The organism is Parabacteroides sp. CAG:2 (genome assembly GCF_000436315.1).
Lineage (GTDB): Bacteria > Bacteroidota > Bacteroidia > Bacteroidales > Tannerellaceae > Parabacteroides > Parabacteroides distasonis.
The window spans coordinates 22,214-38,482 of the sequence record NZ_FR885328.1 but is presented as its reverse complement, the minus strand read 5'-3'; the positions used below and the strand labels follow the sequence as shown (position 1 = coordinate 38,482).

Below are 16,269 nucleotides of genomic sequence, written 5' to 3'. Positions count from 1 at the left end.
ATTCCTTTATCTATTAGTTGTAGAGAGATGGCTCTTGTTCGTAAAAAAGTAAGTATGCTTCAATAGCCAATGAAGTTAACTTACTTGACGAAGTCAGTTAACTTCGATGCCAAGGTAAGTTAACTGACTTTGAGAGTGCTTACCGGACACAGGATTCTAAGCCATCTGCGCCCGGTTTATTAGAATGGACTATTTCCCGAGTCGTTTTTCTATATCACCGACCAGACTGCTCGCTCCTATACGGAACAAATCTTTGTTAAGCCATTCATCGCCTAGTATCTCCTTTACGATCGTATAATATCGAACTGCGTCTTCCGCCGTGCGTACGCCTCCGGAGATCTTGATGCCAACCTTGTTTCCGGTGATGGAATGGTAGGTTTTGATGGCCTTGCACATGGTATAGGCGGCCTCGAAAGTGGCTCCCGGGTATCCTTTGCCGGTAGAGGTCTTGATGAAGTCCGCGCCGGAATACATGGCTAGGATGGATGCTTTTTGGATGTTCTCCGTTGTGACTAAAGCTCCGGTCTCTAAGATTACCTTTAAATGGGCGTGGCGACAGCTCTCCTTGATCTCTTGCAATTCCTCGGTCAATTCCTCGAAATTGTCTTCCATGAAATAGCCTAGGTTCATGACAACGTCGATTTCATCGGCTCCTTGCATGACTGCCATGGCCGTTTCGGCGATCTTGACTTCCGTAAATGTCTGTGAGGAAGGAAAACCTCCGGCAACCGACGCAATCTTAACCTCTTGCGCAGTAAGTGCCTGCTTAACCGTTTCCACGAATAGGGGATAGACGCAAATAGCGGCTACGTTCGGGACATCCGGACGAGTTCCCTCGAAATCATTTACCGTGTCTACCATCTTCCAGATACTTTCTTTGGTATCCAGGCTGGTTAATGAGGTCAAGTCGATGCAACCATGAATCGTTTTCAATACTTCCGGTGTAAAGTTCTCTTGGAAATGTTTCTCTAAAAGAGCGTTTACAGCCTCACTGGTCTGGGTATCCGGCAGGGCCGGCTCAAACTTATTGAAAGCTTCATGATAACGGTCTATCTGTACGGAATTTGATTCGTGTTCATGTTCATGATGATGATCATGTCCACATTCGCAATCGTGATGATGTGCCATATGCTTATAGTTTTTGATTGTTTATATGTCGTTCTTTATCTCGGTCTGTTTTCTTTTGGAGATTCTTCTCGAAAGCGGCGGTAAGATCTACTCCGGTCTGGTTGGCCAGACAGAGCAATACCCATAACACATCCGCCATTTCATCGCCTAAATCCCGGTGTTTGTCACTTTCCTTGAAAGACTGCTCACCGTAGGTACGTGCCATGATCCGGGCTAGCTCGCCCACTTCCTCGGTGAGGATGGTCATATTGGTAAGCTCATTGAAATAACGGACCCCATAGGTCTTGATCCAAGCGTCTACCATTTGCTGGGCTTGTTGTAAAGTTATATCTGCCATACTTATTCTTTATTTTGAGAGTCGATAATAATAGTAACCGGCCCGTCGTTTAAAAGTTCAATTTTCATATCAGCTCCGAATGTTCCGGTTTGTACAGGTTTTCCGAGTTGAAGCCCTACCTCTTCGCAAAAAGCTTTATACATCGGAATGGCGATATCCGGTTTAGACGCTTTTAAGTAGGAGGGGCGGTTCCCTTTTTTCGTAGAGGCGTGTAAGGTAAATTGGCTGACAACCATGATCTCGCCTCCCGCTTCGATAACCGAGCGGTTCATGACCCCGTTTTCATCGTCAAATATGCGTAGGTTGGTGATCTTTTTTGCCAACCATTCAATGTCTTCTTGCGTATCCTTGTCCTCGATACCGACTAATACCAATAGCCCCTTTCCAATTTTGGACTTAAGCTGTCCGTCTATCGTGACGGAAGCGTGCTGCACACGTTGTGTAACTGTTCTCATCTTGTTCGCTTTTGTTCTATTTTTGTTCGCTTTCTGTTCGCTTTCCATCCAGTCCCTCTTGTAGTGCCTTGGCTTTCGCCTCGCCAATCACGGATTTCAGTTCCTCGAAGCTTGCTTCCTTGATTCGTTTTACGCTTTTAAAGTGACGTAAAAGTAATACTTTTGTCTTTTCACCGATACCCTTAATGGTGTCTAATTCGGATTTTGTCTGGGTCTTACTTCGTTTATCCTTGTGGAAAGTGATGGCGAAACGGTGTACCTCGTCTTGTATCCGGGTAAGCAGATGGAATAGCGGACTGTCCAAACGCATGCCAACGGTTACGGGTGGGAACCCGAATAATAACTCCGAGGTCCGGTGCTTACCATCTTTCGCTAGTCCGGCGATTGGAATGGACAAGCCTAATTCATCTTCTACCACCGAGCGAACCACTTCCATTTGCCCCTTTCCACCGTCTGTTATAATTAAGTCGGGTAGGGGAGATCGCTCCTCGATTGCCCGCCCGTAACGCCTACGGACAACTTCTTTCATAGAGGCGTAATCATCCGGACCGACTACGGTCTTTATATTGTATTTACGATACTCCTGCTTGGACGGTTTTCCCATCTTGAATACCACGCAAGCCGCTACCGCATCGCTTCCCTGTATGTTTGAATTATCGAAACATTCGATATGAGCAGGCAATTTCTCCAAATGCAAGGCCTCTTGGATCTCTTTCAAGATACGGGTATTCCGTTGTTCCGGATTCAACTTTTCCGCTTGCTTCAAGCGGTCAACCTTAAACTGCTTGACGTTCATCTCGGATAAATCGAGCAGTTTCTTTTTATCCCCTCTTTGGGGAATGGTGAAGGTGACATTCTCTAGTTGCATATCCAGCTTGAAAGGCACGATAATCTCCCGGGCGGTGCTTTTAAAACGATTCCGCATCTCGATAATACCGAGGCTTAACAATTCCTCCTTACTCTCGTCCAATCGTTTTTTATACTCGAATGTATAGGCTTGTACGATCGCCCCGTTTCCGATATGCATAAAGTTCACATAAGCGGAATGGTCATTCTCTATGATCGTGAATACATCTATATTATGTAGCATCGGGGTTACGACCGTAGATTTAGAACGGTAGTTCTCGATGACTTCGTATTTTTCCTTGATCTTTTGCGCTTCCTCAAACTTGAGCTCGGCAGCGAGCGATTGCATCTCCTCATAGAGGTGTTTGCTGATTTGCGAGATGTTGCCTCGCAGAATCTCTTTGATCTCGGAAATATTTTGCTGGTATTCTTCCAATGATTGCAAGCCTTCACAAGGCCCTTTACAACGCTTGATATGGTATTCCAGACAAACCTTATAGCGTCCTTGTGCGATGGATTCGGGAGTGAGGGGATATTTACAAGTGCGTAAAGGGTAAAGTTCCTTTAGCATTTGTAGCATCACTTTCGCCGTGAACAAAGAGGGATAAGGACCGTAATATTGTGATCCGTCCCGAACGATGTTCCGGGTTTGGAAAACCCGGGGAAAGTACTCGTTCTTTACCACGATGGAAGGGTAGGTTTTGTCGTCCTTCAATAATACGTTATAGCGGGGACGATACTGTTTGATGAGGTTGTTTTCCAGTAGTAACGCGTCTTCTTCCGTATCGACGACTATATATTTGATATCCCGGATTTGCTTGACTAACACACGGGTCTTATTGCTGTCATGTACCTTGTTGAAATAAGAGGATACCCGTCGTTTTAGGTTCTTCGCCTTGCCGACGTATATAATCGTTCCGTTTTCATCGAAATACTGGTAGCATCCCGGCTTTTCCGGAATGACCGATAGGATCGTCTTGATATGTTCGTCTTTATCGGCTATCATACGAATAGGGAAGTAAATTGGAATGTCTCGCTATTGAACAAACCTTTGTTGCTAAGTTTTAAGGATGGGATCGCCAGCAATCCCATAAAAGAAAGCGTCATTTGTAATGAATCCATCGGGGATTTTAATCGCTTGATCTTTTCCTCGATCTCTTCGTAACGGCGGCTCGTCTCTTCCAATGATTCGTCGCTCATCAATCCCGCTACCGGCAAGGGCAGGAGAGTGACTTCGTCCATACTGCTTACTGCGATTCCACCTTTAGCCTTTATTACCGCATTGATCGCTTGCATAAGCTCGAAATCGGTTACGCCTATAGCGATGATGTTATGGCTATCGTGGGAAATACTTTGAGCGATGGCACCGAGCTTGAGCCCTGTTCCTTTTATAAAGGCAATAGCCGGAGGAGCCGTTTGATAGCGATTTAGAATGACGAGTTTTAAAATGTCTCGTTCTGTATCCGATTCTACAAATCCATCGAATGTATGTACAGGATATAGTTCTTCTTTCGTGATTAATTCGCTGTCTTCGCAAACAATGACACGCATCTGTTCCCCTTTCGCTTTTACCGCTAGCTTTTCTAATGTGATCGGTTTCGTGTGGAAATTATTACGATGTATAGGCTTTTGGAGTGGAAGCGTGCATTTTTCCCCATCGTATACACAGGTTCCTTGTATATAGGTTGCCTGTATGGTTAGATCCTTTAAATTGTCTACTTGGATAAAATCGGCGGAGTCTCCCTCTCGTAAGAAACCTGCGGGAATTTTATAGTGCATGGCCGGATTATAGGAAGCGGCCCGTAATACATCATATAGATCATATCCTAAATCCAGCGATTTTTTTACCATCCTATTTATGTGTCCTTTGTTTAAAAACGAAGGATGCGCGTCATCCGTACAGAACATGATTTGTTCGGGATACTCTTTCAATAGCGGATGAAGTGCGTCAAAGTTTTTCGCCGCGCTTCCTTCCCGAATAAGGACATGCATCCCAAGCTCACATTTTTCACGGCCTTTTTCTAGATAGATGGTTTCATGATCGGTGGAAATGCCAGACTCGATATATGCCTTTAGCTTGGGGCCTGTTGCTAGGGGATAATGTCCGTCGATGGGTTTCCCTGCGTTTTTCGCGGCTTCTATTTTGCGCATAACTTCCGGATCTTTATTTAAGACTCCGGGGTAATTCATCATCTCTGCCAAGAAGTGTAGATCCTCTCGTTCCAACAAACGAGCGGTTTCGTCTGCGTCTATGATCGCACCGGAGGTTTCCATAATCGTAGCCGGTACGCAAGATGGGACACCGAACCATGTGTAGAAAGGAATCCCTTTCGCGTTGTCGAGCATATATTCGACTCCTTCGGTACCCATTACATTCGCTATCTCATGAGGGTCCGCCACGGCACCGATACTGCCATGGCGTACGGCTGCGTGAATGAATGCCGCAGGGGTTACCATGCTACTCTCTATATGGACATGCGCGTCAATAAAGCCGGGGAGGAGGTAAGATCCCTCATCTTGTCCGGTAGGGATTACCTTTTTGATGCGCCCGTTTTGAATTGAAATCTCTGCCCCAAAGGTGCGCCTGTTGATTATATCTACCAGATTTCCTCGTATAACCAGTGTTTTAGCTTCATTCATTTGAATATCTCCTTTAATATGTTTCACGTGGAACATTTCGTGTTTTATCTTCCGAGCAGTACCAAAAGGATGTTGATGTCGCTAGGGGAAATACCCGGGATGCGGCTCGCTTGAGCGATCGTGTCGGGGTCTATCCGGGTCAATTTCTGGCGGGCTTCCGTAGATAAAGACTGGATAGAATTGTAATCGAATTTACCCTTGATCCGGATATTCTCTAAGCGGTTTATCTTGTCCGCTATGATTTGCTCTCGTTTGATGTAGCCGCTATACTTAATCAATATCTCGGCGGCCTCGATGATCTCTTCCTTACGAGAGGCCGGGACTTTGTCCAGCTCCGCACGAAGGGCCGGAACTAGATCCGCAAGGTTCTCCAAGGTAGTCTGCGGACGGAGTACGACATCGAATAATTTGCAACCATGGGATAGGGGGGCTGTGCCCAGTTTCTCCAAACCGCTATTTATATATTGAGGCTTTACGGAGTAGGTCTCCGCAAAACGGATGATAGCGTCACGGCTCTCTTTTTTCTCTCGCAGTAAATCGTAGCGGTCTTGTTTGGCCAATCCCATTTGGTAGGATTTCTCGGTGAGTCGCATATCTGCGTCGTCTTGGCGCAGTAAGATGCGGTACTCCGCACGAGAGGTAAACATACGGTAAGGCTCGTCTACGCCTTTTGTTACCAAATCATCGATAAGGACACCGATATAAGCCTCATCCCTTCCGAGGATAAAAGGTTGTCCGCCGTGGCAATTGATGTGGGCGTTGATACCCGCTACCAAACCTTGTCCGCCGGCTTCCTCGTATCCGGTAGTCCCGTTGATCTGTCCGGCGAAGAAAAGATTTCGGATTTGTTTGGTCTCCAAATTGTGTCTTAGCTGAGTCGGGTCGAAGAAATCGTATTCAATCGCATATCCGGGACGATAGATTTGCACGTCACGGAAAGCGGGGATCGCTTGGAGCGCACGAAGCTGGATATCCAAGGGTAGGGAAGAGGAGAAGCCATTTAGGTAGTATTCCTGCGTGGTCTCGCCTTCCGGCTCTAGGAATAGTTGATGTTGCGTCTTGTCGGCGAACGTCACGATTTTCGTTTCGATACTAGGACAATAACGGGGACCGATACTTTTGATCTGTCCATTATAAAGAGGAGAGTCGGGGAGACCTTCCCGTAATATATCGTGGCAAGTCTCGTTCGTAAAGGTAGTCCAGCAACTCAATTGTTTTAATTTACGATGACTGGTATCCATGTAGGAGAACTTATGGAAATCGTTCTCCCCCGGTTGTTCCTCCATTTCATCGAAGTGAACGCTCCGGCCATCGATACGGACCGGTGTTCCGGTTTTCATGCGATCTGTTTGGATACCTAAAGAGATAAGTTGCTCGGTAAGTCCGGTCGCCGCAGGCTCGGCGATACGTCCGCCCCGTATCTGGGTTCTTCCGATATGAAGCAGGCCGTTTAGGAAGGTCCCGTTCGTAAGCACCACCGCTCCGGCACGGAATACGACATTCATTCCCGTACGAACGCCGCAGACTTGTCCATGCTCGATAATCAGTTCTTGAACCATATCCTGCCAGATGGATAGATTCGGCATATTCTCCAGTATGCCCCGCCAGCAATCGATAAAACGGGCACGGTCGCTTTGGGCACGCGGGCTCCACATGGCCGGTCCTTTGCTACGGTTTAACATACGGAATTGGATAGCGGTCTGGTCGGTCACGATTCCCATATATCCGCCTAGCGCATCGATCTCTCGTACGATCTGTCCTTTGGCGATTCCCCCGACTGCCGGGTTACAACTCATCTGGGCGATCTTGTTCATGTCCATCGTGATCAAAAGCGTCTTTGATCCTAGATTCGCCGCGGCGGCGGCGGCTTCACAGCCGGCATGTCCTGCGCCTACTACTATTACGTCGTAATTGAAAGTCATTTTTATTCCCTTTTATTTTACGCGAAGATAGTGAGTGTTCGTGAAAGAATTCGTTTATATTTGTATAATAAATACATACATTGTTTTCAGGTTTAACGAACTAAAGATTTAAGCTGCTATGAATTCTATTCAATGCCGTATCCTTGTTTTTCTGGTTTTACTGACCTCTTGCTTCAGTCCGGTTTGTGGGAAAGATAAGAAACCTCGTCAAGCGATCGAGAAGTTATCGATCGATGGTCCCTATCTATTGAAAGCCGATGATGGTAGTATGCGTGCGATATCTGTAGACGGGAAAGGCCGGTTATTGGATAAGCATTATAAAAGTATACCTACCACCTTTTCATTCGAGGTGTTTTCCGATAACGGGGAGAGATTGTTTCCGGTAACCATACACTCCGTCTCTCGTCCGGAATGGAAAGATGTGCAACCTGAGAAGACGTTTGTTCTTTCAGATCCACATGCGAACTGGTCTTGTTTCGCCTCCCTGTTAAAGGCGGGAAAAGTGATCGATGCGGACTATAATTGGATTTTTGGGACTAACCAATTGGTGATAATCGGTGACGTCTTTGACCGGGGCGTGGATGTACTCCCTATCTATTGGTTGATCTACAAATTGGAGAAAGAAGCGGAAGATGCCGGTGGAAAAGTGACTTTCTTAATCGGAAATCATGAGACCATGGTTCTGGGAAATGATTTGCGATATACGAAGAAGAAATATACTCAATTGGCGGATACTTTAGGAATGACCTATCCGGAGCTTTGGCAGAAAAGCGAGTTGGGACATTGGTTGAAAACTCGTAACTCTATACAAGTGGTCGGAGATAACCTGTTTGTCCATGCTGGGTTGAGCAAGGAGTTTTTAGACCGGAATTACGATATCCCTACCGTGAATGAGATCGTGAGCGATGGTCTCTTCTTAACGAAAAAAGAACGTAATGCAGATAAAGGCTCCGATCTTTCTTTTATGTTCGCTACGTATGGACCGATCTGGTATCGGGGTATGGTACGTAGCGCAGATAAGTATCATCCGCTAGACCGGGATGATTTGCGGAAAATATTAGAGAAATATAATGTGAACCGCATCTTTGTAGGTCATACCATTTTCGATGATATCACGACTTTCTATCATTATAAAGTGATTGCCGTGAATGTTGATAATCAAGAAAACAAGGAGAAGGAACGAGGCCGTGGTGTCATGATCGAGAAAGACGGTTCTATGTTTGTCGTATATGATTCCGGAAAACAAGAGCCGTTATTAACCGAGTAATATTTGGTGCTTGAGCTGTCACGACTGCTACCATCATGGTAGAGGAAGAAGTGCCTCCCCTAATGTGAACTAATGAGATAGGGAGTGCAACTTTTATGTATCTTAAATCATCTATAAATATAGATATGTTTTAAATGTAGGAGTTATGAAAAAAGTTGTATTACTGTTTATCTTGTTTGTTTTCTCTTTGTCGCAAGCCGATGCTCAAGAGTTCCATTTTATTCCTAGGATTGGCTTGAATTTGGCAAATACTTATCCGGAAAGTTTTGCGGATATGCGTCCGGGGTTAAATATTGGTGTGGCGGAGGAAATACGTTTTAGTAAACTGTTTGCTTTAGAACCGGGTGTTTATTATTCTATGCAAGGTTATCAACAGGAAAACGCTAAAGGCGGAGACAGCCCGGCTAAAGGCGGATTATTTAAATATTCCTGTTTACGCTAAATTTTATTTGTATCGGGGATTCCATCTTTTCGCGGGCCCACAAGTTGGCTTTAATGTAAGGGCGAAAGCTTCGAATTATATTTTCGTCTCGGCTCCTACTCCGGTGCACCAGAGCGAGTACGATTTTTCCGGTGATAAAAAAGAAGAGATCCGAAATTGTGATTTCTCTGTTTTGATGGGGCTTGGCTATACCTTTGACATGGGATTAGTTATCTCCGCCAATTATAATTTAGGATGTACTCATTTCTTTAAGGAGCCGGAATACTCATTCGGTGGAAGCAATCATTTTAGGGGAAAAGATCATAATGGGGTTATTCAATTCAATCTAGGATGGCGTTTCTGATCTCCAGTAAATCGTGAATTAAGAGAGATCGCTTGTTCCTCGTTCAGCCTTGCGGCATGGCTACACAGGCAATGGACTGCTTTCGGGCATTGCTCGTCCGTGGCGTAGCAATACGTGTAATCGTAAGGTATGTCTTCTGTTTTCATGTTGTCTGTATTATTTTTATTTATTTCAACAATAGTCTGCTCTCAACCGCCTCTAATATCTTCATTTGCTGGATCGCTATTTGATTAAGCTTTATTAGTCGTTCACGCTGGGTAAGTCCTTCATCAATAAATACAGCATTCAGGCTTTCCATATTCGATAAACAGATAAGTTCATTAATAGTCGCATAGTCACGAATGTTACCTTTTAATTCGGGATTGGCTTCCCGCCATTGTTTAGCGGTTGTGCCGAATAGAGCGACATTAAGAATATCGGCTTCGTTTGCGTATATAAAGCTTACCTGTTGCGGGGTTAACTCTATGGGGATGAGATTATGCTTGATAGCGTCGGTATGGATGTGATAGTTTATTTTGGAGAGTTCTCGTTTGGCAGTCCAGCCGATTTGTTTCTGTTCCTCTTCTTTTAGGCGTTGAAACTCTTTAACGATATATAATTCAAATTCAACAGAGATCCAACTTGCGAATTTGAAAGCTATATCCTTATGAGCAAAGGTGCCTCCATATCTTCCGGATTTGGAGATAATACCAATTGCCGCTGTTGTATTTATCCATTTTTGTGGAGAAAGGGTAAAAGCATTTAACCCTGCTTCCTTTTTAAACCCCTCGAATTCGAGGGGTTTAAAATTAGGATTATATAAACTTTCCCATATACCTAAATATTCAATGGTATTACGATTACGCATCCAATTGCCAATTACTGCTGTCGGATCATCGCTTTTGTACTTTGCGATGTCGGTAAGTGAGATATAGTCATTCTTATTTATAGATATGATCATGACACTTGTATTTTGGACTGTGATTTTCTCCATAATTTTCTTCAGATAAGATTTGTAGTATAAATTTGTTTCTGGTTAACATCTCTTTACCGACATTCCTCCGGCAAGATCGCTAACGCTCTGTTCTCGTTCTCCTCCATGATCTCCCGCTCGCCGGGGCCTTTGTCGTTGATACCGCAAAGGTGCAGGATGCCGTGGATGATGGTACGGTGGAGTTCCTCGTTATAATCCGTGTGGAATGTCTCGGCGTTTGTCCTGACCGTATCGAGGCTGATGAACAGGTCACCCGAGATCTTATTTCCTTCCGTATAATCAAAGGTGATGATATCCGTGTAATAATCGTGTTGGAGATATTGGCGGTTTACCTCCAAGATCTTCTCGTCCGAGCAGAAGATGTAACTGATATCGCCTGTCTTCTTCCCGTAGGTCTCGGCTACCGCCTTGATCCATCCGCTGACCGCTTTTTTCTTGATTGCCGGGAGCTGGATATCCTCGGCGTAATATGCTATTGCCATAAGGTCTATTTATCGTATTGAAATTTCGTTACAAATGTAATCAATAGATTTTAAATAGATTCATTTCAAATCTATTGATTGTATAGAATGTTAAAAGAACAGGTAAGCCATCGCTATCGCCGCTATCGCCCCGGCCAGATCCGCTAACAAGGCGCATTGCACCGTATAGCGGGTATTACGGATACCTACGCTACCGTAGTAAAGAGCAACTACATAGAATGTCGTATCGCAAGAGCCCTGAACGATGGATGACAGGCGACCGACGAAAGAGTCCGCTCCATACGTGTTCATGGCGTCCAGCATCATGCCCCTAGCCCCGCTCCCGCTTAACGGTTTCATCAACATGGTAGGTAGCGCTTCCACGAAATCCGTGTTGAGCCCTATCGAAGCAATGCCGAAACGAACGCCTTGTATGATGAAATCCATCGCTCCGGAAGCCCGGAAGACACCGATACCTACTAGGATAGCTACCAGATAAGGAATAATCGTTATAGCAGTCTGGAAACCTTCTTTCGCCCCTTCTATAAAAGCATCATATACATTGATCTTTTTACGCATGCCGCTGATGATAAATCCGCAGATAATGGTAAAAAGAAGCGTGTTGGCGAATAAAGTCGAATACAAGGAAACTTGCTCCTGTTCCATCGAGTTAAATAGCCATACCAGGCCTCCGATAAATAATCCCAGTCCCCCGAAAAACAGGACTAGGTTCCGTTGGAGGATATTGATCTTCTGCCGTACGCAAACCGCTAAAATAGCGACTAAGGTTGATGTGAATGTAGCGAGCATGATCGGCAGGAATACGTCTGATGGATTCGCCGCTCCTAACTGCGCCCGGTACATCATGATGGTGATCGGGATCAAGGTCAGTCCCGAGGCATTGATGCATAAGAACATCACCATGGAGTTGCTGGCGGATTCTTTATTCGGGTTTAATTCCTGTAACTGTTGCATGGCTTTCAATCCCATTGGCGTGGCGGCATTATCCAGTCCCAGTAAATTTGCCGATAGGTTCATGAAGATAGAACCGGTCACGGGATGGTCTCTTGGGATATCCGGAAAAAGCTTGCTGAATACGGGAGCCGCCAATCGTGCGAACGCTTGTATCACCCCCCCCTTCTCACCGATCTTCATGATGCCCAGCCAAAGCGACAAGATCCCCGTTAATCCTAACGAAATCTCGAAACCCGTCTTGGCCGAAGCGAAAGAAGCGTTGATAATCTCGGTAAAAACGGCGGTATCCCCACCAATGACCAGTTTACCTACGGCCACGACGAAAGCGATCAAGAAGAAAGCGATCCAAATATAGTTTAGTACCATAATAAATATATATTGGTCACAAATTTAGGAATTAATTGCCAATTGATTTGTATTTTTGCTTTTTGAATAACAAATAGATCCAAGATGAAGATATTAGTGACATACGACATGTTCCGCGAGGGATTTACCGAGTTGGAAAGTAAGTACGAGGTAACCTTTCCCGAAGGAAGAGATTTTACGTATGAGGAGGTTTTCGAGATGATACCGGAGTACGATGTGCTCTGCTCCATGTTCGATTTCCCGGTAAACAAAGAGTTGATCGACCATGCGTCGAAATTGCGGCTGATCGCTAACTACGCCGTTGGTTATAATAATATCGATGTGGCCTACGCCCTCGAGAAAGGCTTGACGGTAGCGAATACGCCTGATCCTGTCACGGCCCCTACCGCCAATATCGCTTTAGGCTTGATGCTGGATACCGCCCGGCGTATCACGGAATGTGATCGTAAGCTGCGTACGCTTGGTAAGGACATGAAGGTCGGTGTACTGGAGAACCTCGGTATGCCGGTTACCGGACAGACCTTGGGCATTATCGGTATGGGACGTATCGGCAAGGCCTTGGCGAAACGGGCGAATGCTTTGGGCATGGATGTGATCTACCACAATCGCCGTCAGCTTTGCATCGAGGACGAGACCAAATTGAATGTTACCTACGTCTCCAAGGAAGAGCTTCTGGCGAAAGCCGATTTCGTATCCTTGAACGCCCCTTATACCCCCGATACCTATCATATCCTCGGCGAGGAAGAGTTCAAGCAGATGAAGCCTTCCGCCATCCTGATCAACACGGCCCGTGGCCCGTTGGTGGACGAGCATGCCTTGGTAAAAGCCTTGCGAGAAGGTGCGATTCATGGTGCCGGTTTGGATGTATTCGAGTTTGGAGACTATCCTCTCCCCGAGTTATTGGAAATGGACAACGTGGTATTAACCCCTCATATCGGCACCCAGACGATGGAAACCCGTATCATTATGGCACGCACGGTATGCAACAACGTGATCGGGTTCTTGGAGGGCGATCGTCCCGTATCACGGGTACTCCGGCCATGACGGCGGCGTTTATCCTATCCGAGCTACAGTCGGTCGGTACACCCGAGAAGGCGGTTCATTTGAGCCGCTTTTTCAAGACTGGTCCCGGTCAATATGGCGAGGGCGATCAGTTTCTCGGAGTGGTTGTCCCGCAAACCCGCAGCATAGCGAAGGCTAATAAGGCGACTCCTTTCGATGAGCTGCAGCTGTTGCTGGATAGTCCGTGGCATGAGGCACGTCTATGTGCCTTGCTGATTTTGGTCTATCGTTTCCAGGATCGGAAAGCGATGCCGGAAGAGCGGGAAGCCATCTTCCGATTCTATCTGAAGAATATGCGGCGTTGCAATAACTGGGATTTGGTAGACTTAACCTGTCGGGATATCGTCGGCGAGTATTTGGTGGACAAAGATCGTTCCCTCCTCTACCGTTTGGCGGAAAGCGAGAATTTATGGGAACAACGGATCTCGATCGTCTCTACGTGGGCATTTATCCGTCGGAATGATTTTGGGGATACCTTGGAGTTATCCGAACGGTTGATCGGTCATAAACACGATTTGATGCATAAGGCGGTTGGGTGGATGCTGCGTGAGGTCGGCAAAAAGGAGCGGCAGACGCTTACCGATTTCTTGGAACGCAACGCTACTCGTCTTCCTCGTACGGCGCTTCGTTACGCTATCGAGCATTATCCGGAACCCGAGCGGCAATATTTTCTAAAGAAGAAATAACATGGATACAAAGACCATCTCTTTACTTCGTGAATGGGCGAAAACGTACAATACGGAATCGTTTATCAAGGATGATCCGGTGCGATTCCCCCATCGGTTTACGGAGAAACGGGATATTGAGATATCGGCTTTCCTGACGGCGTGGATCTCTTACGGTCGCAGGGCGCATATTCTCCAAAAAGCGGAAGAGCTACACCGGCTGATGGGCGAAAGTCCTTACGAGTTTATCCGTGCCGGAGAGACTTCTTTCGCTCCCCTACGGAATCGCCCGGTTTGCGGGCGAGATACCTTTTACCGTTTTTATACCTATCATGATCTGCATCTCCTTTGTTGTCGCCTAAAGGATATATACGATACCTACGACTGTATGGAAGACGCTATGGCCGCCGCCGGTCCTTGCGAAGATCCTATCTTGCGGTTGCGACAACTTTTTGCTGATCTCAATGGCATTCCGGTCTTGCACGGGACTTCCGCTTGTAAGCGTCTGGCGATGTTCTTGCGTTGGATGGTGCGTACGGATGGTATCGTCGATCTCGGTATCTGGAGAACGGCCGTGCATCCCCGCCAATTAATCATCCCGTTGGATACGCATGTGCACCAGATCTCCTTGCGCTTGGGCTTGACAGGCCAAAAAACCGCTACCCTTCGTACGGCCCGTGAGATAACGGACGCATTGGCGAAAGTCTTCCCCGATGATCCTTGTCTGGGGGATTTCGCCTTATTTGGCTACGATATAAATCAAGAATAAAAAGATATGGAAGAAAAGAAGATAAATAACATCTCGTCTGTTTGCGTGTATTGCGCGTCCAGCACGAAGATTCCCTCGGTTTATTTTGACGCCGCCAAGGAATTGGGGCGTCTTTTGGGAGAGCGAAAACTACGGGTAGTCAATGGTGCCGGGAATATCGGTTTGATGTGCGCTGTCTCCGACGCTGCGTTAGCGGCTGGTGGAACGGTAACGGGCGTTATCCCCCATTTTATGGTGGAGCAGGATTGGTATCATAAAGGCTTGACCGAGTTGATTGAGGTCGAGACGATGCACGAGCGTAAACAGCTCATGGCAAACCTCTCGGATGCGGTGATCGCCCTTCCCGGTGGATGCGGTACATTAGAGGAACTTCTGGAGATCATCACTTGGAAACAACTCGGTCTCTACCTCAATCCGATCGTAATCCTCAATATTAATCATTACTATGATCCCTTGTTGGAACTCTTGAGGAACGCCATGAACGAGAATTTCATGCGTCCCCAGCACGCCAAGATGTGGGCGGTAGCCGACACGCCGGAAGAAGCTATCCGTCTCATCCACGCCGAGCCGAAATGGGACGCAAGCCTTCGGAAGATCGCGGCGATTTAAATCTTAAAAATGAATATGATAATGAAAAAACTAGGTTTATTAATGATGTTGTTGCTCCTGTCAAGGATCGCTTTGTTCTGCCAGGCACAGACGGCGGGTATCGAGGAGAAGGAAGTGCTTAGGAATGAAGATGTGATTTTCCATCAGATTGATGAGCATACATGGTTTGGAACAGGTCATTTAATGGCGAACGAGAGCCTGTATCTGGTCGAGGGCGATACGAAAGCGATCCTGATTGATGCGGGGACGAAGATCAAGGACTTGGATAAGCTAGTGGCTTCCATCACGGATAAGCCGGTTACGCTGGTCGCCACGCATGTGCATCCGGACCATACAGGCTCGGCTATCGATTATTTCCCCGAGATCTATATCAATCCGGCGGATACGGTAGGTATACCGGAATTTATGCCGAATTATAAAGGCAAAGTTTGTTTCCTTGAAGATGGTGAAATCCTAGATTTAGGTGGGCGTATCCTAGAGATAGTCTTTACTCCCGGGCATACTCCCGGCTCAACCACTTTTGTGGATAAGGATGCCGCTTATGGTTTTAGCGGCGATTCGTTCGGCTCCGGTAATCTATTGCTGGGAGTTGACCTCTCTACGCTCATATCCACTTGTAAGAAGATGAGTGCGGTGATCGAGAAATATGATATCAAATACCTCTACCCCGGACATTATTTCGGAATGAACAAGGAAACCCCTCAACGGGTAAAGGATCTAATCACGATGAGCGAGGAGATCTTATCCGGTAAAGCGCAAAGCGAGCCTAACCCCAGCGGCCTGATGGGGTTAGACCGAATATACACGAAGTATGGTGTCCGTATAAATTATAAAGAAGAAAGTATGAAATGAGGGGACCTTTAGATTCTGAACCCGATTTCACTGATAATCTTCAATTCAAGCAATTTCTCCAATATTAATCTATCCATATGAGAGTGAGCGGTTTTTCCGTGTGCTAACTTATATACACGGAAGCCGCTGACATTGAATTCTTTCCCTTATTGATCAT

The 16,269-nt window shown here is 46.2% G+C and carries 16 protein-coding genes and 1 pseudogene; 7 read left to right on the top strand and 10 right to left on the bottom strand.

The features are described from left to right. Positions 1-189: 189 nt before the first annotated feature. Genes deoC through mnmG form a run of 6 tightly spaced genes read right to left on the bottom strand, consistent with a single transcriptional unit; the run spans position 190 to position 7,328 of the window. Complete coding sequence (gene deoC, locus QVP94_RS16310; RefSeq protein WP_022193002.1) at positions 190-1,128, bottom strand: deoxyribose-phosphate aldolase; 939 nt, start codon at positions 1,126-1,128, stop codon at positions 190-192. A gap of 4 nt (positions 1,129-1,132) precedes the next feature. Then, entirely contained in the window at positions 1,133-1,465 is a 333-nt protein-coding gene (locus QVP94_RS16305; protein ID WP_008778912.1) for a nucleotide pyrophosphohydrolase, read from the bottom strand. Positions 1,466-1,467: 2 nt separating this feature from the next. Further along, entirely contained in the window at positions 1,468-1,920 is a 453-nt protein-coding gene (dtd, locus tag QVP94_RS16300; protein WP_005860440.1) for a D-aminoacyl-tRNA deacylase, read from the bottom strand. Between the two features lie 16 nt (positions 1,921-1,936). Continuing rightward, on the bottom strand, positions 1,937-3,772 hold the full coding sequence (gene uvrC / locus QVP94_RS16295) for an excinuclease ABC subunit UvrC (RefSeq protein WP_005860442.1): 1,836 nt from the start codon (positions 3,770-3,772) through the stop codon (positions 1,937-1,939). Beyond that, positions 3,769-5,406: an adenine deaminase gene (gene ade, locus QVP94_RS16290; protein WP_022193001.1), complete on the bottom strand. Its 1,638-nt coding sequence runs from the start codon at positions 5,404-5,406 to the stop codon at positions 3,769-3,771. Before ade ends, uvrC begins: the two co-directional genes overlap by 4 nt. Before the next feature lie 44 nt (positions 5,407-5,450). After that, positions 5,451-7,328 carry a tRNA uridine-5-carboxymethylaminomethyl(34) synthesis enzyme MnmG gene (mnmG, locus tag QVP94_RS16285; protein ID WP_005863809.1) on the bottom strand — a complete coding sequence of 626 codons (1,878 nt, stop codon included), beginning with the start codon at positions 7,326-7,328 and terminating at the stop codon, positions 5,451-5,453. Positions 7,329-7,446: 118 nt separating this feature from the next. Between mnmG and QVP94_RS16280 the strand changes: the two genes are divergently transcribed. Further along, a complete protein-coding gene (locus QVP94_RS16280; protein ID WP_022193000.1) occupies positions 7,447-8,595 on the top strand; it encodes a metallophosphoesterase in 1,149 nt (382 codons plus the stop codon). A 145-nt stretch (positions 8,596-8,740) separates the two neighbouring features. After that, positions 8,741-9,380 (top strand): annotated as a pseudogene (locus QVP94_RS16270) (porin family protein). On the opposite strand, the gene QVP94_RS16265 reads toward QVP94_RS16270, so the two are convergent. The 4 genes from QVP94_RS16265 to QVP94_RS16250 all read right to left on the bottom strand — a co-directional run bounded on the left by QVP94_RS16265 (position 9,353) and on the right by QVP94_RS16250 (position 12,155). Next, positions 9,353-9,526, bottom strand: coding sequence for a hypothetical protein (locus tag QVP94_RS16265; RefSeq protein ID WP_009275490.1), 174 nt, complete (start codon positions 9,524-9,526; stop codon positions 9,353-9,355). The pseudogene QVP94_RS16270 and the gene QVP94_RS16265 sit on opposite strands and share 28 nt — an antisense overlap. A gap of 20 nt (positions 9,527-9,546) precedes the next feature. Further along, positions 9,547-10,353, bottom strand: coding sequence for a KilA-N domain-containing protein (locus tag QVP94_RS16260; protein WP_005860454.1), 807 nt, complete (start codon positions 10,351-10,353; stop codon positions 9,547-9,549). A 53-nt stretch (positions 10,354-10,406) separates the two neighbouring features. Next, positions 10,407-10,835: an rRNA maturation RNase YbeY gene (gene ybeY / locus QVP94_RS16255; protein ID WP_005860456.1), complete on the bottom strand. Its 429-nt coding sequence runs from the start codon at positions 10,833-10,835 to the stop codon at positions 10,407-10,409. 90 nt (positions 10,836-10,925) lie between these two features. Beyond that, positions 10,926-12,155: a spore maturation protein gene (locus QVP94_RS16250; protein WP_005860458.1), complete on the bottom strand. Its 1,230-nt coding sequence runs from the start codon at positions 12,153-12,155 to the stop codon at positions 10,926-10,928. A gap of 84 nt (positions 12,156-12,239) precedes the next feature. On the opposite strand from QVP94_RS16250, the gene QVP94_RS16245 reads away from it, so the two are divergent. The 5 genes from QVP94_RS16245 to QVP94_RS16225 are packed head-to-tail and all read left to right on the top strand — an operon-like array spanning position 12,240 to position 16,112. Next, entirely contained in the window at positions 12,240-13,199 is a 960-nt protein-coding gene (locus tag QVP94_RS16245; protein WP_022192997.1) for a 2-hydroxyacid dehydrogenase family protein, read from the top strand. Continuing rightward, entirely contained in the window at positions 13,196-13,903 is a 708-nt protein-coding gene (locus QVP94_RS16240) for a DNA alkylation repair protein (RefSeq protein ID WP_005860462.1), read from the top strand. The genes QVP94_RS16245 and QVP94_RS16240 overlap by 4 nt, the downstream gene beginning before the upstream one ends. 1 nt (position 13,904) lies before the next feature. Continuing rightward, the gene (locus QVP94_RS16235) at positions 13,905-14,651 is read left to right on the top strand and encodes a TIGR02757 family protein (RefSeq protein WP_022192996.1); all 747 of its coding nucleotides are present in this window, start codon (positions 13,905-13,907) and stop codon (positions 14,649-14,651) included. Between the two features lie 6 nt (positions 14,652-14,657). Further along, positions 14,658-15,260 (top strand): LOG family protein, encoded by a 603-nt coding sequence (locus tag QVP94_RS16230; protein ID WP_008773231.1) that lies wholly within the window; start codon positions 14,658-14,660, stop codon positions 15,258-15,260. 21 nt (positions 15,261-15,281) lie between these two features. After that, complete coding sequence (locus QVP94_RS16225) at positions 15,282-16,112, top strand: MBL fold metallo-hydrolase (RefSeq protein WP_022192995.1); 831 nt, start codon at positions 15,282-15,284, stop codon at positions 16,110-16,112. Positions 16,113-16,269: the final 157 nt, after the last annotated feature.